The organism is Azoarcus sp. CIB, from assembly GCF_001190925.1.
In the GTDB taxonomy this organism is placed as follows: Bacteria; Pseudomonadota; Gammaproteobacteria; order Burkholderiales; family Rhodocyclaceae; genus Aromatoleum.
Genome location: NZ_CP011072.1, coordinates 1,840,912 through 1,859,031 on the forward strand (window position 1 = coordinate 1,840,912; position 18,120 = coordinate 1,859,031).

At 63.6% G+C, this 18,120-nt stretch carries 34 protein-coding genes; 6 read left to right on the forward strand and 28 right to left on the reverse strand.

Annotation, left to right across the window (positions count from 1 at the left end; genetic code table 11):
• Window positions 1–5: 5 nt before the first annotated feature.
• The 3 genes from AzCIB_RS08105 to AzCIB_RS08115 all read right to left on the reverse strand — a co-directional run bounded on the left by AzCIB_RS08105 (window position 6) and on the right by AzCIB_RS08115 (window position 2,177).
• Complete coding sequence (locus AzCIB_RS08105; RefSeq protein ID WP_232299390.1) at window positions 6–941, reverse strand: TPM domain-containing protein; 936 nt, start codon at window positions 939–941, stop codon at window positions 6–8.
• Window positions 942–963: 22 nt separating this feature from the next.
• Window positions 964–1,584 (reverse strand): LemA family protein, encoded by a 621-nt coding sequence (locus tag AzCIB_RS08110; protein ID WP_050415429.1) that lies wholly within the window; start codon window positions 1,582–1,584, stop codon window positions 964–966.
• A gap of 161 nt (window positions 1,585–1,745) precedes the next feature.
• Window positions 1,746–2,177, reverse strand: coding sequence for a hypothetical protein (locus AzCIB_RS08115; protein WP_157058452.1), 432 nt, complete (start codon window positions 2,175–2,177; stop codon window positions 1,746–1,748).
• Window positions 2,178–2,270: 93 nt separating this feature from the next.
• Here AzCIB_RS08115 and AzCIB_RS24135 point away from each other — a divergent pair, with 93 nt between their 5' ends.
• The 4 genes from AzCIB_RS24135 (at window position 2,271) to AzCIB_RS08130 (ending at window position 5,683) form a co-directional block, all read left to right on the forward strand.
• A complete protein-coding gene (locus AzCIB_RS24135) occupies window positions 2,271–2,483 on the forward strand; it encodes a hypothetical protein (RefSeq protein ID WP_157058453.1) in 213 nt (70 codons plus the stop codon).
• 46 nt (window positions 2,484–2,529) lie between these two features.
• The gene (locus AzCIB_RS08120) at window positions 2,530–4,770 is read left to right on the forward strand and encodes a DUF6351 family protein (RefSeq protein WP_232299391.1); all 2,241 of its coding nucleotides are present in this window, start codon (window positions 2,530–2,532) and stop codon (window positions 4,768–4,770) included.
• 212 nt (window positions 4,771–4,982) lie between these two features.
• The gene (locus tag AzCIB_RS08125) at window positions 4,983–5,318 is read left to right on the forward strand and encodes a hypothetical protein (RefSeq protein WP_050415431.1); all 336 of its coding nucleotides are present in this window, start codon (window positions 4,983–4,985) and stop codon (window positions 5,316–5,318) included.
• 32 nt (window positions 5,319–5,350) lie between these two features.
• Window positions 5,351–5,683, forward strand: coding sequence for a hypothetical protein (locus AzCIB_RS08130; protein WP_050415432.1), 333 nt, complete (start codon window positions 5,351–5,353; stop codon window positions 5,681–5,683).
• A 63-nt stretch (window positions 5,684–5,746) separates the two neighbouring features.
• Here AzCIB_RS08130 and AzCIB_RS08135 read toward each other — a convergent pair whose 3' ends face one another.
• From AzCIB_RS08135 to AzCIB_RS08225, 23 genes are all read right to left on the reverse strand, one after another.
• A complete protein-coding gene (locus AzCIB_RS08135; RefSeq protein ID WP_050415433.1) occupies window positions 5,747–5,965 on the reverse strand; it encodes a hypothetical protein in 219 nt (72 codons plus the stop codon).
• 74 nt (window positions 5,966–6,039) lie between these two features.
• Window positions 6,040–6,198, reverse strand: a complete 159-nt coding sequence (locus tag AzCIB_RS24415) for a hypothetical protein (protein WP_198149642.1) — start codon at window positions 6,196–6,198, stop codon at window positions 6,040–6,042.
• Complete coding sequence (locus tag AzCIB_RS24140; protein ID WP_157058454.1) at window positions 6,188–6,361, reverse strand: hypothetical protein; 174 nt, start codon at window positions 6,359–6,361, stop codon at window positions 6,188–6,190. The genes AzCIB_RS24415 and AzCIB_RS24140 overlap by 11 nt, the downstream gene beginning before the upstream one ends.
• On the reverse strand, window positions 6,354–6,527 hold the full coding sequence (locus tag AzCIB_RS24420; RefSeq protein ID WP_198149643.1) for a hypothetical protein: 174 nt from the start codon (window positions 6,525–6,527) through the stop codon (window positions 6,354–6,356). The genes AzCIB_RS24140 and AzCIB_RS24420 overlap by 8 nt, the downstream gene beginning before the upstream one ends.
• A 9-nt stretch (window positions 6,528–6,536) precedes the next feature.
• On the reverse strand, window positions 6,537–6,977 hold the full coding sequence (locus tag AzCIB_RS08140; RefSeq protein WP_050415434.1) for a hypothetical protein: 441 nt from the start codon (window positions 6,975–6,977) through the stop codon (window positions 6,537–6,539).
• Window positions 6,977–7,219, reverse strand: a complete 243-nt coding sequence (locus AzCIB_RS08145; RefSeq protein ID WP_050415435.1) for a hypothetical protein — start codon at window positions 7,217–7,219, stop codon at window positions 6,977–6,979. The genes AzCIB_RS08140 and AzCIB_RS08145 overlap by 1 nt, the downstream gene beginning before the upstream one ends.
• A complete protein-coding gene (locus AzCIB_RS08150; RefSeq protein WP_050415436.1) occupies window positions 7,219–7,533 on the reverse strand; it encodes a hypothetical protein in 315 nt (104 codons plus the stop codon). Before AzCIB_RS08150 ends, AzCIB_RS08145 begins: the two co-directional genes overlap by 1 nt.
• Complete coding sequence (locus tag AzCIB_RS08155; protein WP_050415437.1) at window positions 7,526–8,128, reverse strand: glycoside hydrolase family 24 protein; 603 nt, start codon at window positions 8,126–8,128, stop codon at window positions 7,526–7,528. The genes AzCIB_RS08150 and AzCIB_RS08155 overlap by 8 nt, the downstream gene beginning before the upstream one ends.
• A complete protein-coding gene (locus AzCIB_RS08160; RefSeq protein ID WP_157058455.1) occupies window positions 8,125–8,841 on the reverse strand; it encodes a hypothetical protein in 717 nt (238 codons plus the stop codon). Before AzCIB_RS08160 ends, AzCIB_RS08155 begins: the two co-directional genes overlap by 4 nt.
• A 44-nt stretch (window positions 8,842–8,885) precedes the next feature.
• Window positions 8,886–9,701 carry a hypothetical protein gene (locus AzCIB_RS08165; RefSeq protein ID WP_050415439.1) on the reverse strand — a complete coding sequence of 272 codons (816 nt, stop codon included), beginning with the start codon at window positions 9,699–9,701 and terminating at the stop codon, window positions 8,886–8,888.
• Window positions 9,702–9,704: 3 nt separating this feature from the next.
• Entirely contained in the window at window positions 9,705–9,953 is a 249-nt protein-coding gene (locus AzCIB_RS08170; RefSeq protein ID WP_050415440.1) for a hypothetical protein, read from the reverse strand.
• A 1-nt stretch (window position 9,954) separates the two neighbouring features.
• A complete protein-coding gene (locus tag AzCIB_RS08175) occupies window positions 9,955–10,230 on the reverse strand; it encodes a hypothetical protein (RefSeq protein WP_050415441.1) in 276 nt (91 codons plus the stop codon).
• Between the two features lie 12 nt (window positions 10,231–10,242).
• Window positions 10,243–11,079, reverse strand: coding sequence for a major capsid protein P2 (locus tag AzCIB_RS08180; protein ID WP_050415442.1), 837 nt, complete (start codon window positions 11,077–11,079; stop codon window positions 10,243–10,245).
• Window positions 11,080–11,093: 14 nt separating this feature from the next.
• Entirely contained in the window at window positions 11,094–11,255 is a 162-nt protein-coding gene (locus tag AzCIB_RS24145) for a hypothetical protein (RefSeq protein ID WP_157058456.1), read from the reverse strand.
• A 77-nt stretch (window positions 11,256–11,332) separates the two neighbouring features.
• Window positions 11,333–11,905: a hypothetical protein gene (locus AzCIB_RS08185; RefSeq protein WP_157058457.1), complete on the reverse strand. Its 573-nt coding sequence runs from the start codon at window positions 11,903–11,905 to the stop codon at window positions 11,333–11,335.
• Between the two features lie 128 nt (window positions 11,906–12,033).
• Window positions 12,034–12,426 (reverse strand): hypothetical protein, encoded by a 393-nt coding sequence (locus AzCIB_RS08190; protein WP_050415444.1) that lies wholly within the window; start codon window positions 12,424–12,426, stop codon window positions 12,034–12,036.
• Window positions 12,427–12,428: 2 nt separating this feature from the next.
• Window positions 12,429–12,686 (reverse strand): hypothetical protein, encoded by a 258-nt coding sequence (locus tag AzCIB_RS08195; RefSeq protein ID WP_050415445.1) that lies wholly within the window; start codon window positions 12,684–12,686, stop codon window positions 12,429–12,431.
• 17 nt (window positions 12,687–12,703) lie between these two features.
• Window positions 12,704–12,883, reverse strand: coding sequence for a hypothetical protein (locus AzCIB_RS08200; protein WP_050415446.1), 180 nt, complete (start codon window positions 12,881–12,883; stop codon window positions 12,704–12,706).
• A 27-nt stretch (window positions 12,884–12,910) separates the two neighbouring features.
• Complete coding sequence (locus AzCIB_RS08205) at window positions 12,911–13,129, reverse strand: crAss001_48 related protein (RefSeq protein ID WP_050415447.1); 219 nt, start codon at window positions 13,127–13,129, stop codon at window positions 12,911–12,913.
• 1 nt (window position 13,130) lies between these two features.
• Window positions 13,131–13,319, reverse strand: coding sequence for a hypothetical protein (locus tag AzCIB_RS08210; protein WP_050415448.1), 189 nt, complete (start codon window positions 13,317–13,319; stop codon window positions 13,131–13,133).
• Window positions 13,309–14,538: a protein rep gene (locus AzCIB_RS08215; RefSeq protein ID WP_050415449.1), complete on the reverse strand. Its 1,230-nt coding sequence runs from the start codon at window positions 14,536–14,538 to the stop codon at window positions 13,309–13,311. The genes AzCIB_RS08210 and AzCIB_RS08215 overlap by 11 nt, the downstream gene beginning before the upstream one ends.
• Window positions 14,539–14,644: 106 nt before the next feature.
• Window positions 14,645–14,947: a hypothetical protein gene (locus AzCIB_RS08220; protein WP_050415450.1), complete on the reverse strand. Its 303-nt coding sequence runs from the start codon at window positions 14,945–14,947 to the stop codon at window positions 14,645–14,647.
• Window positions 14,944–15,162, reverse strand: a complete 219-nt coding sequence (locus tag AzCIB_RS08225; RefSeq protein WP_050415451.1) for a hypothetical protein — start codon at window positions 15,160–15,162, stop codon at window positions 14,944–14,946. The genes AzCIB_RS08220 and AzCIB_RS08225 overlap by 4 nt, the downstream gene beginning before the upstream one ends.
• Before the next feature lie 237 nt (window positions 15,163–15,399).
• On the opposite strand from AzCIB_RS08225, the gene AzCIB_RS08230 reads away from it, so the two are divergent.
• Window positions 15,400–15,684 (forward strand): DUF3693 domain-containing protein, encoded by a 285-nt coding sequence (locus tag AzCIB_RS08230; RefSeq protein ID WP_050415452.1) that lies wholly within the window; start codon window positions 15,400–15,402, stop codon window positions 15,682–15,684.
• 331 nt (window positions 15,685–16,015) lie between these two features.
• On the opposite strand, the gene AzCIB_RS23695 is transcribed toward AzCIB_RS08230, so the two are convergent.
• The gene (locus AzCIB_RS23695; protein ID WP_083446925.1) at window positions 16,016–16,279 is read right to left on the reverse strand and encodes a helix-turn-helix domain-containing protein; all 264 of its coding nucleotides are present in this window, start codon (window positions 16,277–16,279) and stop codon (window positions 16,016–16,018) included.
• A gap of 213 nt (window positions 16,280–16,492) precedes the next feature.
• On the opposite strand from AzCIB_RS23695, the gene AzCIB_RS24150 reads away from it, so the two are divergent.
• Complete coding sequence (locus tag AzCIB_RS24150; protein WP_157058458.1) at window positions 16,493–16,771, forward strand: hypothetical protein; 279 nt, start codon at window positions 16,493–16,495, stop codon at window positions 16,769–16,771.
• Between the two features lie 109 nt (window positions 16,772–16,880).
• Here AzCIB_RS24150 and AzCIB_RS08235 read toward each other — a convergent pair whose 3' ends face one another.
• Window positions 16,881–17,969 carry a DNA-binding protein gene (locus tag AzCIB_RS08235; RefSeq protein ID WP_198149644.1) on the reverse strand — a complete coding sequence of 363 codons (1,089 nt, stop codon included), beginning with the start codon at window positions 17,967–17,969 and terminating at the stop codon, window positions 16,881–16,883.
• Window positions 17,970–18,120 lie beyond the last annotated feature (151 nt).

Consider the following 18,120-nt stretch of genomic DNA (forward strand, 5'->3'; position numbering starts at 1 on the left):
CTTCGCTACCATCGCCCTGATGCGCCTCCGCCGCCGAAACTTCCGCCGCCGCCCGAGCCGAAACCGCCGCCCCCGAAGCCCCCTCCACCAAACCCGCCTCGGCCTCCTCCACCCCCGATGATCGGCCCGCCGGGACCGCCACGGCCACCGCGTCCGCCACCGCCGGTGCCGAGCACGAAGACGAACACGATGGCGAGGACGCCGACGATGATGCCCAGCACGAGGCTGCCGAGCAGGAATTTCGCGAGGAGACCGAAGACGCCTCCGGTTGCCAGTGCGCCGAGCTTGCGGCCCAGGACCGCGGCGAGCATGCCGCCGACGATGGGCACGCCGAACATGAGGAAGACGGCGATGTCCTGCAGCGAGCCGAATCCGCGCGAGTCGCGGGCGTCGGACTCTGGCTCGGGCAGGGCCAGGTTTTCGCCGCGGATACGTGCCATCAGCGCATCCACACCGGCGTCGATACCGGCGGCGAACCGGCCTTCGCGGAAGGCGGGCGTGATGGCGCGGTCGATGATGTGAAAGGCGGCCAGATCGGGCACCGCGCCTTCGAGCGCGCGTGCGACCTCGACGCGCACGCGCCGGTCGTCCTTCGCGACGACCAGCAGGAGCCCGTCGCCGACGTCGCGCCGGCCGATCTTCCAGTCCGCCGCGACGCGATAGGCGAAGGCGGCGATGTCCTCGGGCGCCGTCGTCGGCACGATCAGGACGACAAGCTGGCTGCCGCGCTCGGATTCGAATCGGGCCAGCTTGTCTTCGAGCGCCTGCCGCTCGCCGGACGACAGCGTTCCCGTCTGGTCGATGACGCGTGCCGTCAGCTGGGGAACCGGGATCAGTTCCTGCGCGCCTGCGGCGCCCGGCCACAACAGCAGCGCAAGGACGCACATCGCCAGGCGCAGGGCGTATTCCAGCGTAAGCATGGGACGGGCGAGGAGCGGCATCACTGCTGGGGGACTGACGGATTCAGCGCTTGGGCGCGCCACCGCCGAATTCCACAGCCGGGGGCCGCGAGATCTCTTGCTCGTTCGCGACGGTGAATCCGGCCTTGGGGGCGTAGCTGAACACCATCGCGGTCAGGTTCGTCGGAAAGCTGCGGGCGAGGACGTTGTACTCCTGCACGGTCTTGATGTAGCCGTTGCGCGCAACGGTGATGCGGTTCTCGGTGCCTTCGAGCTGCACTCGCAGATCCTGGAAAGCCTGGTTGGCCTTCAGGTTCGGGTAGTTCTCGGCCACCACGAGCAGGCGCGACAGGGCGCTGCCCAACTGGCCCTGAGCCTGCTGGAAGCGTTCCATGGCCTGCGGGTCGGCGAGCATTTCGGGCGTGAGCTGGATCGAGGTCGCTTTCGCCCGCGCCTCGATAACCCGTGTGAGCGTTTCCTGCTCGAAGTTTGCCTCGCCCTTGACGGTCGCGACGAGGTTGGGAATCAGGTCGGCGCGCCGCTGATACTGGTTCAGTACCTCGGCCCAGGCAGCCTTGCTTTGCTCGTCAAGGCGCTGGAAATCGTTGTAGCCGCAGCCGGTGGTGCTCAGCGCAGCCACAACAGCGGCGGCCGATGCAAGGCGGCGCAAGAAGGATCTCGACACGTCACACTCCCAGGATCAGGTCAGCCGCATCAGGCGGCTCAGAGAGTCGCGCTCAGTCTGTGACTGCCGCGACACCCGATATGCGGGGGTGATGATAACCCGCCGCGCGCCGATTGCGACGCCGGCGGGAACTGCGTGCGAGGGGGCGGCGACGTACCCGCTCAGTCGTCGCGCTTCTTGTCCGGTCCGTGGGGCATCACGGTATCGATGGAAATCACGTTGCTGCCGCCCATCCAAGGCAATGTCGGCACGCGCACGCGCATCGACAACCTCGTCGCCTCCGTGCCCGGTTCGTCTTCCGTGCGGCAGAAGGGAATCACCGTCGATTCGATCTTGGGAACCCACGGGAGCTCCGCACGCCGGCGCTCCGGGCGTGCCGACCGGGTGCGCCCGGAAGCGCGCGCCGGCGCAATGTCCGGGCCGTGTTGCCCGAGCCACGTTGCCCAGGATTGCATCCACAGGTTGACCCACGGCATCCCCATCCACGCCGCCGTTACGTCGGCAAACGGCCACGTCGCGTGCGATTCGTCGGGCGCAGCCTCGACCGGCGGCGCATGCGCGGACTCATGAGCTATGACTTTTTTTCTTGGCATGATCGGCTCCTCGGCTTCAAGACTGGTCATTTCCGGTATAGAGCACATCCCCGACTGTCCGCAAGAACCGGCCGAGCATTCACCGGCGGCACGATGATCAGCGCGCCGGCTGACGGGCCGACGAACAGGCCGGTTTTCGGCAGCTTCCGGCACATCGGGATCAGTTTTTCATTTCGAATTCATTCACTTTTGAGCGCGATCGGGCGGCCGGAGTTCGCGGCCCTGGCCCTGAGGAAGCAAATTTCGGTCGAATTCGCACTTCCGGTCATCGTGCGTTGCGGCCCGCCAAGCGTGATCTATACATGAATCATGGACGGCTCCGCCGGACGGGGTGCGCAGCAGGATGCCAATAATGAAGGGAAAAAAATGGCTGTGGCCGGGGTTGCTCCTCGTCGGATTCGCCATCGGCGGCCAGTCTGACGGGCGCGGACAACTTGGCCATCGGCAAGTCGTCGGCTTGCCGCCGGGTTTTGACGCCGGGGCGCCCGCCGAACCCTACGCCGGACCGCATCCTTCGCGCCTCGAACGGCCGGCCGAAACCTTCCGCTTTCCGATCATGCTCGGTCAGGTCGGCCCGAGCGAGCCGCTGTTTGCCGGGCCGAAGCAATATCCATTCATCTGCGACACCGCCAATTCGGGCCTGGGTGCCCCGCTCGCGGACAATTCGGCGGGGATCGGCACGCCGGTCGAATCCATCGACGACGCCACGGACGGAACGCGCAAGGCTGCGGCCTTCAGCAAGGATTGCCAGGCACCGACGAAAGCCTGGTACTTCTACAAACCGGTGGGCGAGAAGCATTTTGCACGTTGGAACAGCCAGTCGGAGGATGTCGACACGATCACCGTCAATGGTGCCCGCGTCCCCTTCATCGTGCGGGTCGAGATGGGTACGATCAACCGCTTCATCTACCTCATCGCGGCGCTCAAGGGCGCGCGCGAGTTCATCGACGCTCCCGCCGCCGACCGCTGGAACCGCCGCCTGATCTACCAGTTCTATGGAGGCGTGGGAATCGGTCATCGACAGGGCAGGGCGAGCGTGAAGGCCGTTCTCGAGGATCGCCGCGAACAGCTTGCGCAGGGCTACGCGGTCGTCGCATCGACGGGAACGACGAGCCGGAACCACTTCGACATCTGGCTCGCGGAGGACACCGCACTGCGCGTCAAGCGGCAGTTCGTCGCGCTGTATGGCGATCCCGATTACACGGTCGGCGTGGGCGCCTCTGGGGGCGCGATCCAGCAATATCTGCTCGCGCAGAACCGCCCCGGTCTCATCGACGCGGCGATCGCCCAGTATTCGTATCCGGACATGATCACGCAGACGATCCCGGTGTTCGACTGCGAACTGCTCGAGTATTACTTCGACGTCACCGACGGCAACAACCGCGCTTGGCGCAAGGCCGAAAACCGGCGCTGGATAGAAGGTTTCAATGCCAGCAATCGCCATGAAAGTTCGGGCGGTCTGATGAAGATCGAGGTCACGACCCGGGTGGCCTTCATGATGCGCGGTGAATCGGTGCCCGAACGGAAAGGCGACACGGAATGCGTGGTGGGCTGGCGAGGCCTCACGCCGCTCGTCCTGAATCCACGGTTCGCGCATTTCGAATCCCATCTGACGCGCGACGTTTTCAAGCAGGTGCGCTGGAGTTACTTCGAGGATCTGAAGCGTTTCTTCGGCACCGACGCCCGGGGTTACGCGCGCATTCCTTGGGACAACGTCGGTGTGCAGTACGGCCTGCAGGCGCTGCAGCGCAAGCGGATCACCCCGAAGCAATTCCTGCGGCTGAACGCCCGCATCGGCAGCTGGAAATCGCCCGCCGACATGCAGCGCGAGCATTACTGGCTGATCGACGGCGGCGAGAGCGAGCTGAGCGCCTTTTCACCCTGGAGCGCCCACAACATCAACCTGAGCCCCGATCGAGCTCGTCCGGCGCCGCGCTTTGCGGGCGACCTCGAAGCGATCGCAGCTGCGTATCGTTCAGGTCAGGTCTTCCTCGGTCGCATCGACATTCCGGTCATCGACGAGCGCCTGTACCTCGAAGCCGAGCTGGACATGCACCACACGGCAGCATCGTTTTCCGCACGGGCGCGGATGATCGCAGCCCAGGGCGATGCGGGCAATCAGGCGATCTGGATGAGCGACAAGGCCTACGACCCGACCCCCCGGGCTTTCGCCGCGATCGATCAGTGGCTGCGCGCAAAACGTGCGCGTCCCGAGCTGTCGTGGGCGCAGGTTCGCCCGGGGACGGCCAGCGACCGCTGTTTCGACGCTCGCGGCCGGGTCATGTTCAAGGGCGACCGGGTCTGGGACGGCAACTGGAACCAGCTTCCGGCAGGCGCCTGCATGCGCGCCTATCCGATCTATAGCAATTCCCGCATGGTTGCCGGCGACGGGATCACAGGGGACCGCTTCAAATGCGCCTTGCAGACGGTGTCGGCCGCGCTCGATGGTGGCGAGTACAAGCCCGTGGACATGCGTCCGTACAAGGCACAACTGGAGCAGATCTTTCCCGACGGCGTGTGCGATTATCGCCAACCCGACCCAGGGCGTCCGAAGGATCTGGTGGGTGGCGTGGTGTCGGAGGGGGTTCGGTAGGGTCGGCGCGAAACGGCGTGGAGCGAGTGCGTTGCACCGATCTGTTGACCCATCGTAAACCGCCATAATTGGTATTATGTCAACTCGAAGGCGCCCTAATCATCGCCCCGAACCGGGTGCGCCTCTGCAGCAGCAACAACAAGTTTCGGCCGCGATCACGCGGCTTTTTTTTTGCTCCAAGCGTGACCTTTCACACGGAGCCAACAACAACCATGCCCGCCCGCACCCCTCGCCCTGGCACGTTGCCACGGCACGACATCATTGACCTGGCCGAACTTCTCGGCAGCGAATGGGACGGTTTCAGCCTGTCCCGCGATGGTCTGCAGCACCCGTATTGGCGCCGGCCGTTCTCGTGCGGCGATCTGAAAGCGATGTTCTACCGCTCGCAGCAGGTTGCCATCCTTGAGCGCGAGATCTCGCGCGCCCGTACCGAGCAGGAACGCGCCAGCGCGGCGCAGGACGCCGCCGAGGCCCGCGCGGACTGGTACCGGCACCAGCTGACACTGGAAAGCCGCCTTGGCTTGATGCTGGCCCGCGTGAGCGCGTAGCATTCGGCCATCATCACAGGGAGCCCATCAGCATGAAACGCATCGCCCTTGCCGCCCTGGTGGCGGTTCTCGCCGGATGTTCCACCTACGGCACGTCCAACATTGCGACCTACCGCGCAGCCGATACGGCGAAGCCGCACACGATCTCAGCCGACGTCGACGACGACGATCTGACGATCTACGTCGACGGCGACGACGTGGCGGATGGAGATTGGAACGCGGCCGGCACGCAGGTGCACGGCGAGTGGAAGACGCACCGCGTAGCAGCGCAGTGCGCGCAGCGTGCGGACTCGAAAGCCGCTGGCACCTGCACAGTGTTCATTGACGGCGAGCTAGCCGCTGAACTCGCCTTGCAGTTGCGGTAATCCTGCTTGAGCAAACACAAAGGGCGCCTCATGGGCGCCCTTTTCATTTCCGGCCAGCGTGGGTTACTGGCCGTCGTCGTCGGTCTGGATATTCAGCAGCTGCAGCGCGGCGTTCACGACTTGCCGAGGCGCGGCATTCACCGCCGGCACCGCGGCCTTGAGTTCGACCAGCGTAACGACGGCCTTGGCGGGGTTCGCCTGCAGATGGGCGGTAATCGCGGCCTTGATGGCTTCGGCGGCGGTGACCGTGGGGTCGACGTAGTACGGGTTTCGGATCTTCATCGGATCAGCCCTTGCGACGGCGGAAACGGCCCTTGCTGTCGCGCGGCGGCGTGCGGCGTTTGCTCATGGTGTCCTCACTGTGTGGTGGTGGTCGTGGTCGGGAACGTGAACCACTGCTTGGCGGTTGCCGGCAGCATGCGAATCACGACGGTTGCGAGCAGCGCCCCGGCGAGCACGATGACGGCTTCGCGCAGGATCTCCGGCCCGCTGGGGATGATGGACTTAAGCTGCACGGTGCGCCCCCATCAGGCCGTCAAGCCGCGCATGCGCCTTCTCAGCCGATCGCGCAGCGTTCTCCGCCTTCTCGCGCAGCTGCCCGAGGTCGTAGCGGATGCCGCCGTAGACGGCCAGAGCTCCCCCGCCGGCCGTCAGGATCTGAAACACCCAGTCAGGCATTACCGGCCCCCTTCTCGGGCGCCACAGCGGCCAGAACGCCCCCCAGCGCGGCAGCCCACGCTTGCGGGTTCTTGGGGTCTGCAGCAACAGCGACGAAGCCCTGTGCGATCAGCGCGAGCCCTGCCCAGGTAGAAGGCTCACCGAGCCGGGAAAGAATCCATTTCATGAAGCGGCCTCAGTCGTAGAAAACGTCATTCGGATGCAGCGACCAGAACATCGCCGGCGCCTGGTAGGAGCCTTCGGGTAAGTCGGTCGTGTGGGGTTGCTGCACGGACTGCGACGAGGCCGGCGCGGTCGCCCCGGTCGGCTGCCCTGCGAGCGTCCAGGCGAGGAAGTCGCCCGCGGTGCAGTATTTCGAGGCGCCGAGCACGTCGCCCCTGGCCTTGGAGATGTCGCACAGCATAGCGTCCGTGCGCGGCACGCCGACGGCATCGCCGATGCCGAGCACGGCACCGCTCGCCACATCGCCGAGCGCGCCAACGGTCGCACTCACGGCGCCGGCCGCTGCATCCTGCACAGAGAAGGACGCCGCGCCCGACTGCAGAGCCCGCAGGGCGATCAGGCCCAGCACGCCGAGCGCGGCACCCATCAGGAGGGCAGAGCGGCCCGAGTCCATCAGGACACCCGCTGCCCTTGGTAGTAGATATTTCCGGCGGCGTCCTTGCCGTAGCCGCTGTCGTAGTAGCGCCAGCCCTGCCACGTCGCAATCAGGTTGCCGAAGCCGGCATCCGAAGCGGTCGCCGTCGGGTTGAAGTTGGCGCCGATGACGGGCGCCGAGCCCCCGCCGGAGATCGTCCGCGCGATCAGGAACACGCCCAGGGCGGCAGCGGCCATCATGAAAAGGTCATTGGTCTTCATCACAGCCACTCCGAAATATCGCCGTAGGCTTCCTGTCCGTAGCCCCATGCACTGTCGTAGTCGATCGCCCCGCCGTCGATCAGCGCCGCGGCGGTCGAGGTGCTGCCCGCCGTGTTCCAGCCCGCGGCAGCCTTCGCGAGCGACTGGATACCGACGCCGGCCAGATTGATGCCGGCCATCTTCAGCCAGTAGTCCTGTTGATCGTGCAGCGTGGGCGCCGGATCGGTGCGGCGCATGGTCTCCGGCGGACGGCGGTTGAGCAGCAGCCACACGAGCAGCCCGCCGCCGATCAGAAGAATCGTTTTGTCAGACATACGCCCGACCTCCATAGTTGGCGAACGCAGTCAAAGCGGCGTCCATCGTCAAGGTGCCCTGCTTGCTGTACCGCCACGGCGGCAGGCTTGCCCATTCCCACGAGCACTTTTCGAGCGCGGTCGAGATGCGGCCGGCGAGCACGTCGGCGAGCGCCCCGCGGTTGCGGATGAGCTGCACGGCGGCGAGATCCTGCGAGGCCGGCGAGAAGTCGGAAAGCCCCGCCTGCAGGCGAGCCATGTCCCAAGTCTTCGATCGGAACTGATACGCCCCGGCAGCGGTCGAGTAATCGCCAATTCGCGCAATCCACACGGATTGCCGCGGATGGTCTGCAAAGGAGGCGAACGAGCCGCCCCCGACGAGCCGGCGATATCCGCCGTCGTCGGCGGTCCCCTCGCCCTTGCGCACGAGCTGCAGGAAGGCGCGCACGTTCGGATTGTTGAGTGCTTCGGCGTTCGTCATGTCCCACGTTTCCAGAAAGTCGGCGGCGGTGTCGATGACGCCCCCGTCGTCGGAGATCGTCACGCCCCGGTCGCGCAGCAGCACGAACAGGACGCAGCCGAGCAGGACGCCGGAGGCGATCAGGGAGACGTTCACACGGGTTCCTCGAAAAAATCCACCGCCCCTGAAAATCCGGCCTGCAACGTCACCCCTGCCACGACCAGACCGACCCCCGGCGCCAGAACCCACGGCTCAGTCGGTCGATACACAACAGGCGCCATCGTCGCGCCGACGTAGACGCGCCCGCCAAACGATGCACCGACCGGCGCCGCCAACGTGGTACTGACCCACACTTGAGCGGACAGGCCGTGTGCTTGCGCCGCATACTTCGACGCGACCGCATCCGCCGCCGCTTGCGCGCCGAACGTCGCGGTGATGTAGCGCACCGCGAGCACGCCCGCGTTTTGTTCGCCCTGAACGATGATCTGACTGACGACGATTCGCTTGCCCGAGCCGGCCGGATTCCACAGCGCGCCCGCCTGATACTGGCCGACCCCCGGATTGCTCGCAGTTCCGTAGGCGATCGAGGCCATGCCCGACGCATTCGAGAGCACGCGCGACTTGCCGCCGTCGATCACCGACACCTCGCCGGAAACGCGATCGTCGATCATCCCCGAGAAGCCTACGAGGATTTTTCCGCTGTTGGCGGCGCCCGACTTGTCGGTGATAGTCAAGGTGTTGAAGTTGAACTCTCGCAGTCCCTGACCTGGCATCAGGTCGAGCGTGGCCCCGGTGTCGACGTTGACGTTGATGACGCCGGTTGCACTGATGACTTTGAAGAAGTCACCCACCACCGGCAGGCGCTGCATGCCGCCCGCGATCAGGGTGAAGTCGTAGATTCTTGCGTGCATTTCTATCCCCTTGCGCGCACTGCAACGATGCCCATTACCACGACGGCAGCCAGCAGCAGGTAATCTGTCATCGCCCCGCGCCCCTTGGCGTCGGCATAGGCGTCCTTTGCCATGCCGGCCGATGCCGCGGCAGCGTCGGCGGCGGTCGTCAGCCCGCCCCGTACCGTGTTCATCGCGTCATTGACGACGCCGAGCACCTGCGAGAACGCCCCGTCCGCGAAATTGAGCGCGCGGCCGGTCGAGTCGTAGGCGACGCCCAGGGCGTTCGACATGGCCCCATCCGCGAAATTGAGAGAGCGGCCCGTCGAGTCGTAGGCGATGCCCAGCGCGTTCGACATGGCGCCATCGGCGAAGCCCAGCGATCGAGACAGCGCCCCGCTGGTCGAGTCGTAGGCGAGATCGAGCGAACGCGACATGGCACCATCTGCGAAGCCCAGCGCCCGAGACAGCGCCCCGGCCGTGGAAGCGTTCGCAAGGTCCATAGCTTGCGACATGGCGCCATCAGCGAAGCCCAACGCGCGGCCGGTCGAGTCGTAGGCCATGCCCAGGGCGTTCGACATGGCCCCGTCAGCAAACGAGAGCGCCCGACTATTCGAGTCGCCCAGCGCACTGACGGTGTTGCGCACGACGCCGTCGACGAGATCCCAGGCGCCGCCGTCGATCACGTTATTGACGGTCTGAGTCGTCAGCGAACCTTTCGAGCCGACCTTGACGTTATCGAATCCCGACGACGTGGACCGCTCGCCGATGACCTGGCGGCGGTCGGTCTGGTTGGTCGACGTCGACGACTTTTTCGAGCTACCCCCGAACAAGCCCATTGCTTACCCCTTTTTCCAGATCCACCACGCGGCGACGCCGGCGGCGATCCACAGCCACGGAATGCCGGCCAAGCCGGGCACTTCCGTTGCCCCGCCCTGCACGTTCAGGCCGCGACCGCCGAAATTGACAGTCCACCCCGAGTTACCCATGCCGAGCGAGCCGCCGAACATGCCCGAACGGGTTTCCCCGCTCATGTCATCCGAGACGGCCGCGGAGACGAACGAATTACCGCCCGACGAAGCGACGCCCATGTCAGCCCCGCTTTTTCAGCAGGAACCACAAGCCCAGGCCGATCAGGATCAGCGTGGGATTGATGGTCAGGCCGGCCGCAGGCGCCGGAGCGCCGTAGCCGCCCGCGGAGCCCTGCACGTAGAGCGAGCCATCCCCGGCCATGCCGAAGTTGACGCCCCCGTTCATGAGCGGCGTGGCGTAGCGGACTTGCGAGTCAACGCCGTCCGTGATGCCGCGCCCGAGGTAGTAGAACCAGTTTGAGACGCTGGTTGCTTGTTGTTCCGCGATCGGGTCCATGTCCGCCCCCTATCAGTAGACGTCGAGCGGTTCGAGAGTTTCGACTTCGATCGTGATTGTTTCGGCGCCCGAGAAAGTACCCATCAGCTGGGCAGTCGTGCAGCCCGAGGCCGGCCGGGTGTCAAAAACGCGGTCCTCCTGCAGCCCGTCGACCATGCTGTCGATCATGTAGAGCGAAGCCTGCGGCGTGCGGCCGTAGATTTTCTGTCTGTACTCGTTGATCGCCTTCACCGAGTCATGCTCGATAATCCCGTTGCGGATTACCTGTGCGGCAGTCATGTTCGCGGAGAAGATTGCGAGCCGCTTGAAGATCGAGCCGCCGGAAACCGGGTCCATGTGCGGGACGGCCAGCGGGAACGTCCCGGCGGCGCCAATGGTTTGCGTCACGCGGTGCACGCGAGCGATCAGCGGGCGAAGCTGGGCGAACTCGGGACCGACTTGCGGCCGCGCGACTTCGGCATAACCGGCGAGCGTCGGAGCGGTCGCGCCCGCGATGGTGATTTCGAGGCGCAGGTTCTTGATTCCGAGCGTGGTATCGAGCGAGCCGCCGAGCATGCCCAGCTTCGATTTCGCGAGGTTTTCGAGAAAGTCGATTTCCAGCATGGTCGCGTCGGCGGTGCGCGGACGATACGACAGGCGCGCGTCCAGCTTCGAGCCGTCGGTGTCGAGGATGATTTTCCCGTTCGCCTTCAGCTGAATGCTGGTCAGCATCGCTTTCGTGAGCGCGGTTCCGCCGAGCTGCAGGAAGATCTTTTCGATCGAGTAGCCGAGCAGGTTCGACAGGTCGATGTTCGCGACGCCCGAGGCGACGACGTTGTTCGCGGGGTTGAGCTTGATTAGTTCGATCATGTTCGCGGCCCCGGTTAGATGAGCGCGTCGCGCACGTAGGGGACTTGCTTCGCGATCACGGTGCCGGCGGCGCCGAGCGCCATCGCCTTGACGGCCTGATGCGGTGCGAACTTGTAGGCGGCATAGAGCACGCCCAGGGCAATACCGGTGCGAATGACTTGGGTTTGAGTGGGCATGTCGGCCTCTCCGAGATAGAAAAAGAAAACGCACCGCTAGGGTGCGTTGTCTCGGCGAGCTGTACAAACATCCAGCCTTAGGCGTCTGGCTGAGGTTCCGGCGATGCCTTGGGGATTTTTTTTGCGGGTTTCGGCTTTTTCACGCTGGGCAGGGTGCCGCGCGTGGTCGAGCCGGTCTTCATCAGCCGCTCGAAGTATTCAAAGGTGTCGGTGTCGTCGTCGGCCTTGAGGTCGCGCACATCCTCAACGGACACCCCGAGCACGCCCGCCATCACCACATTGTCCGCGCGGAAGTTGAGGCGCGAGCAGTGGATAAGCGTGGCCTGCGAGAATATCGTTTTGTCGATGATCGCCGGCCGTTGCGCGCAGGCCCACACACGAAGCGCCTTGTGCCGGCCCTTGGTGAGAATCCGGCGCCACGGCGGCGGCGCATAGCTGGCCGTCGTCACGTCGCCCAGCTCATCGACCACGATGTCGCACTTCTGCCACGCAAAGGCGATGTTGCAGAAGGTCGCGAACTTCGCGGCGTAGCTGTCCTGATCGTCACCCGGTCGGAAGATCCCGACGAACGGCCCCGTTTCAGCCTTGGCACACGCGGCGGCGAGCTGGCGCACGTCGGCAAAGACCTTGCCGCCGGTGTATTCGTCCATCGGATCCCACACCAGCAAACGCGAAGGCCGAACCCTCGCAAGTACGGCCTTCAGCCATCGCCCTTTCCCGGAACCAGTCGCGCCGATTACGACGACGATATGCGCCCGGTTTCGAGAGCCTGGCCGAGTCATGCATCAGCCTCAGCCGGCGCCGGTTCCTGCTTCTCGGGTGCCTTGCCCACGGCCGCGTCCACGATCTTGTTTAGCACGGCTTGCAGCACGGCCGGCGGCATCAGCGCGAACGCAAGGGCGATCTCCGGCGCGTAGTCGCGCGCCCAGCCGCCGACGTTCCAGCCGTGCTTATTCGCGACCGGAACGAACGCGACGGCGATCGCGTGGATTTGTTCCGGCGGGTAGTGCTCGCGCACCTTCGGCACGGCCGCGCCGAGCAGGCCGAACACGACAAGCAACGCCTGTTCGATCTGCTGCACTTCGCCCGGTTCAGCATCGAGCACTTCCGGCAGGGTTTCGGACTCCGGGCCGGGTTCCGCGGCGATCGCGTTGAGGGTATCGAGATCCATTGTCACAGCCCAAGGTCAAACGCCGGCTTGCGGGCCGGCGTCTTGGTTTCAGTTTTCGGAGCCGCTTCCGGCGCCGGATCGGGAGCGGCGAACCGCGCCCGCATCTTGTCTGCAGCCGGCGTGCCCTTGCGGAGCAGCACGCCATAGTCACAGTCTGGACAGGTTGCAGAAAGGGAGCCGGACTCGGATTCCTTCACCCACATTTCAGTTTTGCAGTCCGGGCATTCCGTCTTTCCCAGCCGCTTGCGAGCAATCGCCATTCCAGCCCCCTCCCCTCTTACAGTCCGCGCAGTTCGGCGAGCGCGAAGTTCACCACGGCGCCCTGCAGTTCCGGCGTGGCGTCCAGGCGCACGACGAGGCCGGCGCCTTCCTCGCGCAGCACGACGCCTGCACGGTCGAAGTGCTCCGACTGTTCGTTGATGACCTTCACGGATGCCCAGGCTTGAAAGGTGCTCATGTTGCTTCTCCTTCTGTGATGCGGCGATCAGAGCCCGCCGCTTTGCTCCTTGAAAAGCGCAATTCGTTGTTTCAACACATACCGCAACTCGATCATGCAATCGGCCTGATCGTGCATTAGATCTTGCTCTACAAAGTCGAGTTGGCCGAACGCGTCGGACTTCATGAAGGCGGCCAGCTTTTCAAGCTTCTCGTCTAGTGCGGCCTTTTCGTCCACGACTCGCTGTTGATGAGGTAGCAGTTCCATTTCATCCCCCTTGCATTTCACGCTCCGCCCGCAGCTGGGCGACTTCATCGGCCAGATTCACCACCAGCCCGCGCAGGCTCAGGACGATCTCAACGATGTCCGACTTCGCAGGCATGAACGCGGTCTGTGCGCGCTTGCTGGCCGCGTCCAGGCTTTCCAGCAGCTGACGGTTTGCTTCCTCATGCAGCATCGCGATACTCCACAGGCTCAACGGCCCGAATGCGTTCGTTCTTGTCGAAGGTCGCGCGCTTGAGCACCTGCCCGCGGCCAAATTTCGGCATGGCCTTCACCATGCGCAGGTAATCGTCAATGTCTTGCTGCGCACGTTCCGGATGAACGCACGACTCGGCCACGTACCGATGAAAGTCTCCCAGCATGTTGCGGGAGACCAGCGCCGACAGGTCTTCAATGGAGATCGTGCCGACCTGTTCCTCTTCCGGTGCCGGCCGGTCGTCGGCGGCGATCTCGTCATCCTCGCGGTCGTCGGCGAGCCGGAGCGCCTTGCGCAGTCCCGGCGACCAAGAGAGCATCCGCCGGCCGTGGAAGGCGGCGGCATACTCGCGGAACCGCGCAGCGGCCCAGCCATCGCCCGAGATCACGAATTGCAGCAGTTGGAACGGGGTGAAGTGCATGTCGCCAGCGATCTCGCCGACCGTGCCGACCTTGGCGTGATTCCTGGTCAGCTCCGACGACGCGCCCCAGCGTTCATCCTTGCCAAACTTCGCGATGTACTCGGCAGCCTTCGCCCCGCCGCGCACGTTCAGGCCGTGCTTGAACACGTCCGACACCTGCGACACCGAGCACAGGCCGGCCTTCTGCAGCGCCTTCACCCATGCGCCTTTAAGTTCGTCGATCGCGCCCGAAGCCAGATCCCCGGCCGGGTTGATCGGGTCGCCCTCGCCGAAGGCCCCCGGTACCGCGAACACCAGCGCGTGCACGTGCGGATGCCAGCCGTTCGCCTTGCCGACCGTGACTTCCAGCGCATTGACGGTGCCGAGCCGGCCCGCGGTGCCGCGGTCGCCCTTCTCGCCCATGATGCGCTTGTACGTGCGGGAGTTCGCCCAGGACTGGCGAGCCTTGGCGAACTTCTCCAGCAGCTCGCCCAAGGGCATGTCTGATTCGTGGGGAAAGGTGAGCGTCAGCAGGTAGGCATGTCCGCCGGCCGCGACGTGGCCCGCCATCGCCTGGCTGAGATCCTTGCGGCGTTCCTCGCTGATCTTCGCGGCGCACACAGGGCACGTCCAGACCGCCCCGCAGGTGATCACGCCCGAGAGGCGAGCATTCGAGCCATCCACCGCGCGCCAGACGCCCGCCTTGTCGGTGCCGGTCGTGATCCCGCGATTGCACCAGACGGTGGGGTGCTGCTGGCGCGGACCCTCGCCCTTTCGGTAGAGCAGCGAGGACGCCATGCGCAGTAGCTCGAAGCGGTCTTTCTTCCGCCGAACGCCCCCCGAGCCCCCCTCAGCGTGTATCGATTTCCCATTAGTACCGAGAGTAGTATGCACGGCCCCGACCTCAGTGCTGGGAGGGCACCGCAGCGCCCTCCGAAAGGTCGGATTCAAGGCGGCAATCCACGCGCTGGAACTCGCGCACAAGCGCCCTCAGGGCGGCGGAGTTCTCCTGCAGCATCACCTCAAACGGGCCGGTGCACACGTCAAGCCCTAAGCGTTCCTCTTCGGCGATCGCCTTGCGCAGTACATCGCCGATCTTCATCACGGCGGAAAACTCGCGGCGCAGCAGCGACGCATAGGCGGCGATTTCGTCGGCGGGTAGCGGGCAGCTGGGGGCGTGCTGCTCAGGGAGGGCGGCGGGGTTCATTTGTCGCCCCTTGCCTGCAGCTCTTCCCACTCATGCGAGGTTATGGCGCCCAGACGGGCGGCGAGCCTCAGAGAGCCGTGCAGCCAGTTCGAGACGCGAATTACGTCGTCGATATCCTTACTGCCCTGCTGGTACTCCTGGCGCATCGTCTGACACTCGGCAATCTGCTGTTCTATCAGCTCAAGCGCCGTTGCCCGCAGTTCTGAGGCTTTCATGATGGGTAGCTCCCGGTTACGGTCTCCCTCTGCTCGCCGATTGCCCTTGCCCATCTTTCAGGGCACCTACCGGCGGGATTGGCGAGCCGGGAGACCCTCAGAAACCACCCCGGCGCGGTAGGCGAGAGGGATACTAATTCACACGTCGTGACATGTCCACAGACTGTGAATCTTGAAGGGCTGTGAATCGTGGCCTAGATTGCGGCCTTAGGAAGCTGTCAACCGGGAGAAGTGACAATGCAGACGACGAACGAAATGCTGGACGAACTTAAAGCCCGCTACGGCCTGTCAAGCGACTACGCCTTAGCGAAATTCCTTGGACACAAGGGGCAGTCTCGGATATCGAATTACCGTTCCGGCCGCTCTCAGTTCGACGACGAGGAAGCCGTCAAGGTCGCGGCCCTACTGGAGAAGAATCCGGCTTATGTATTCGCCTGCACTCATGCGGAACGCACGAAGAGCGCGGCGCAGCGACGCGTATGGGAGAGCATCGCCGACAAGTTCGCGATTGGTATTATGTAAACCACGAAATTGGTCGCGGGTTTTCGCAACGTCAGATATTCGGATCAGCGGGCAATGATAATATATGGAGCATATAGCACTCGGACACAAATTCCATAGTAAATACTGAGTTTCGGGACAGAATAGGCCTAGGCTCGGAGTTTCACCTTCCACTCCGACCATTGTGTCCCTAGCAAACCTAATCGATCGGCGGCTCGCACTATTCTGTCCAAAGGCCTACGTCAGCATTTCAGCACGACGAACTGCCCCAGCCGCCTGTCTGGCTCCGTATCGCTCCGCGGACTGTGGTACTGAAGGCGTAGGCCGGGCATAGGCAATGCCCTTGTGACGCTCAGCGAAGCGCCTTCCCTTCATCGGCGACCGCCACTTCAAACCGTGCGACGAAATCGCTCAGGGGAACACCCATCGCAACACACCAAGAGTGGAGTTCAACGAGATCGAGACGCCGCTCCCCGCGCTCGCATTTGCTGACGAAGGACTGCGTTGACTCAAGGCGTGTTGCAAGGTCTTCCTGTGTAAGTCCCACCGCTTCTCGCTGGCTCCGGAGAAGTTCGAGAAACGTTCTATATTGGCGAGAATAAATAGACTTTTGCATGTGGGCACAAGCTGGGCAAGGCCACAAGACTGAAGTCCATTTTCAAATAGTCCAAAATCGACTATTATCTAGATCGATCAACGAGGACAGACCCCTCGGTAGGAGCTCCTTCCGATTTCAGCGTACCACCTGACAGGGACGGCACGTCCACGTCGGTGCCGTGAGAATACGCGCCGGCCGAGCTTTCCAAATCTTTGCGAGCATGAGTACGCCATGTCGATATCAAGACGTTCAGCGACTGAAAATCCGTTTCAGCGCCCCGCCTTTGTCAAACGTGTCCAAAAAATGGGCGAGAAGCTCGGGCAGCCTGAGCTGTTCGAGCAATGGCTGACGGCGGCTCAAAACGATCATATTTTTTCAATAATGAACCTGAAGGACTACGGTTTGGTTCCACAGACCACTGCAGAGCTCATGAAGTGGGCAAATGAATACGCAGGAGGCATCGAAGAAACCAAACTGCGAAATCGATTACAAAGGGGATGTCACTTTTAGAACGTGCGCCCCATATCTTCACGGGTTGCCGCCCCGCGCAGCGGCTTCGGCGTGTGCTACAAAAGGCGGCACCATAGGACTCGCTCAGTACGCGCGCTATAAGCGTCAGTTACTCGCGGTTTTGCGACTCAACCGGCTCCTCCGAGAGAGACTTCCTGGTTGCCCGCTTGGGTGTAACTCGATCTGTGTGCGGAGCAAGCACCTTCTTCTTCGTACGGGCTCGTAGCTCAAGCGCCCTGAGCTTCTCGCCACGTAATTCCAGATCGCGTCGTAGAAGGGCCGTTTCGATTGCGCGCTGTGCCAATTGTTCGCGCAGCACGTCCAACTGCGCTGTGTGCTGATCGGCAAGCTCTCTCATCCTCACCAGGCCACCCTCCGCGGTGCCAAGCTCTTGGCGAACGTTGCCAAGTTCGCGCTGGAGTACCGAGGCCTCACTGCGATGGCGTTCTGCCTGATCAACATTGGCTTGCCGCTGCTGGGCCAATTCCTTTTGGCTCTTGGCCGCGGCGGTCCGCTCACGGTCGATTTCGAGCAAGGCGCGCTTTTCGGATGCCTCGTAACGCTCCTCGGCCCACTGCACTGCGTCGCGCAGCTTCTGTAGTTCCGCCGAAAAGTCCTTGCGAGCCTCTGACAGTTCCCCTTCGAGACCCTGTTGCTGTTCACGTGCAGCAGCGAACTGCCCGCGCAGCGACTGCTTTTCGGCTCGTTCGGTGGCGAGGCTACGTTCCAGGGCGAGATTGCGTTCTGATGCCGCGTCAAGTGCCTCGTGAAGCTGCTCCAGCTCGTTGATGGCTGTCTGCCGGTCCTGCTCAGTCTGAAGACGCGCGGTATTCGCCTCGTCGACACGACCGTCGGCTTCCCGCCGAAAGACATCAAAGCATTCCTTGGCTTGGGCTTGCGCCTCCGTCCATAGCCGCCCAACCATTTCGGCTGCCGCAACTTTCAACGACTCCGGCAGCTCCGGATGCTCGATGCGCACGCGGCTCTTCTCGCGCAGCTCTTCCCAGAAGCGCGCCAATGCTTCGGCAGGCGCCGACATGCTGCCCTTCTTGACAAATTGGTAGAGCTTGTTAGCGGTCGGCGTGATGCCGTAACGGAAGAACAAAAGCGCACAGACCTCGCGATACAGGTCCTGTGTATTCGAGGTCGTCTCGCGCAGTGCGTCGATGTCCTCACGAATTTGAGCGTCGATATTCATGGTGGCGAACGTTCCCAGTGCGATCTGAGGCATCGCTTTGGTGGGGTTGCATTGATAATACAACGTAAAACGTATGGATCATGGAGAAAATTCTAATAGATTTGACATTATGACTCTAATGTCGAAAAATTGCGGTACGTTGATGGTTGGA

Bases quoted from the DNA above. Each gene is read 5' to 3' on its own strand.
- AzCIB_RS08105 (WP_232299390.1), bottom strand. From the start codon at position 941: ATGCCGCTCCTCGCCCGTCCCATGCTTACGCTGGAATACGCCCTGCGC.
- AzCIB_RS08115 (WP_157058452.1), bottom strand. From the start codon at position 2,177: ATGCCAAGAAAAAAAGTCATAGCTCATGAGTCCGCGCATGCGCCGCCG.
- AzCIB_RS24135 (WP_157058453.1), top strand. From the start codon at position 2,271: ATGATCAGCGCGCCGGCTGACGGGCCGACGAACAGGCCGGTTTTCGGC.
- AzCIB_RS08120 (WP_232299391.1), top strand. From the start codon at position 2,530: ATGAAGGGAAAAAAATGGCTGTGGCCGGGGTTGCTCCTCGTCGGATTC.
- AzCIB_RS08125 (WP_050415431.1), top strand. From the start codon at position 4,983: ATGCCCGCCCGCACCCCTCGCCCTGGCACGTTGCCACGGCACGACATC.
- AzCIB_RS08130 (WP_050415432.1), top strand. From the start codon at position 5,351: ATGAAACGCATCGCCCTTGCCGCCCTGGTGGCGGTTCTCGCCGGATGT.
- AzCIB_RS08135 (WP_050415433.1), bottom strand. From the start codon at position 5,965: ATGAAGATCCGAAACCCGTACTACGTCGACCCCACGGTCACCGCCGCC.
- AzCIB_RS24140 (WP_157058454.1), bottom strand. From the start codon at position 6,361: ATGCCTGACTGGGTGTTTCAGATCCTGACGGCCGGCGGGGGAGCTCTG.
- AzCIB_RS24420 (WP_198149643.1), bottom strand. From the start codon at position 6,527: ATGAAATGGATTCTTTCCCGGCTCGGTGAGCCTTCTACCTGGGCAGGG.
- AzCIB_RS08140 (WP_050415434.1), bottom strand. From the start codon at position 6,977: ATGGACTCGGGCCGCTCTGCCCTCCTGATGGGTGCCGCGCTCGGCGTG.
- AzCIB_RS08145 (WP_050415435.1), bottom strand. From the start codon at position 7,219: ATGAAGACCAATGACCTTTTCATGATGGCCGCTGCCGCCCTGGGCGTG.
- AzCIB_RS08150 (WP_050415436.1), bottom strand. From the start codon at position 7,533: ATGTCTGACAAAACGATTCTTCTGATCGGCGGCGGGCTGCTCGTGTGG.
- AzCIB_RS08160 (WP_157058455.1), bottom strand. From the start codon at position 8,841: ATGCAGCGCCTGCCGGTGGTGGGTGACTTCTTCAAAGTCATCAGTGCA.
- AzCIB_RS08165 (WP_050415439.1), bottom strand. From the start codon at position 9,701: ATGGGCTTGTTCGGGGGTAGCTCGAAAAAGTCGTCGACGTCGACCAAC.
- AzCIB_RS08170 (WP_050415440.1), bottom strand. From the start codon at position 9,953: ATGGGCGTCGCTTCGTCGGGCGGTAATTCGTTCGTCTCCGCGGCCGTC.
- AzCIB_RS08175 (WP_050415441.1), bottom strand. From the start codon at position 10,230: ATGGACCCGATCGCGGAACAACAAGCAACCAGCGTCTCAAACTGGTTC.
- AzCIB_RS08180 (WP_050415442.1), bottom strand. From the start codon at position 11,079: ATGATCGAACTAATCAAGCTCAACCCCGCGAACAACGTCGTCGCCTCG.
- AzCIB_RS24145 (WP_157058456.1), bottom strand. From the start codon at position 11,255: ATGCCCACTCAAACCCAAGTCATTCGCACCGGTATTGCCCTGGGCGTG.
- AzCIB_RS08185 (WP_157058457.1), bottom strand. From the start codon at position 11,905: ATGGACGAATACACCGGCGGCAAGGTCTTTGCCGACGTGCGCCAGCTC.
- AzCIB_RS08190 (WP_050415444.1), bottom strand. From the start codon at position 12,426: ATGGATCTCGATACCCTCAACGCGATCGCCGCGGAACCCGGCCCGGAG.
- AzCIB_RS08195 (WP_050415445.1), bottom strand. From the start codon at position 12,686: ATGGCGATTGCTCGCAAGCGGCTGGGAAAGACGGAATGCCCGGACTGC.
- AzCIB_RS08200 (WP_050415446.1), bottom strand. From the start codon at position 12,883: ATGAGCACCTTTCAAGCCTGGGCATCCGTGAAGGTCATCAACGAACAG.
- AzCIB_RS08205 (WP_050415447.1), bottom strand. From the start codon at position 13,129: ATGGAACTGCTACCTCATCAACAGCGAGTCGTGGACGAAAAGGCCGCA.
- AzCIB_RS08210 (WP_050415448.1), bottom strand. From the start codon at position 13,319: ATGCTGCATGAGGAAGCAAACCGTCAGCTGCTGGAAAGCCTGGACGCG.
- AzCIB_RS08215 (WP_050415449.1), bottom strand. From the start codon at position 14,538: ATGGCGTCCTCGCTGCTCTACCGAAAGGGCGAGGGTCCGCGCCAGCAG.
- AzCIB_RS08220 (WP_050415450.1), bottom strand. From the start codon at position 14,947: ATGAACCCCGCCGCCCTCCCTGAGCAGCACGCCCCCAGCTGCCCGCTA.
- AzCIB_RS08225 (WP_050415451.1), bottom strand. From the start codon at position 15,162: ATGAAAGCCTCAGAACTGCGGGCAACGGCGCTTGAGCTGATAGAACAG.
- AzCIB_RS08230 (WP_050415452.1), top strand. From the start codon at position 15,400: ATGCAGACGACGAACGAAATGCTGGACGAACTTAAAGCCCGCTACGGC.
- AzCIB_RS23695 (WP_083446925.1), bottom strand. From the start codon at position 16,279: ATGCAAAAGTCTATTTATTCTCGCCAATATAGAACGTTTCTCGAACTT.
- AzCIB_RS24150 (WP_157058458.1), top strand. From the start codon at position 16,493: ATGTCGATATCAAGACGTTCAGCGACTGAAAATCCGTTTCAGCGCCCC.
- AzCIB_RS08235 (WP_198149644.1), bottom strand. From the start codon at position 17,969: ATGAATATCGACGCTCAAATTCGTGAGGACATCGACGCACTGCGCGAG.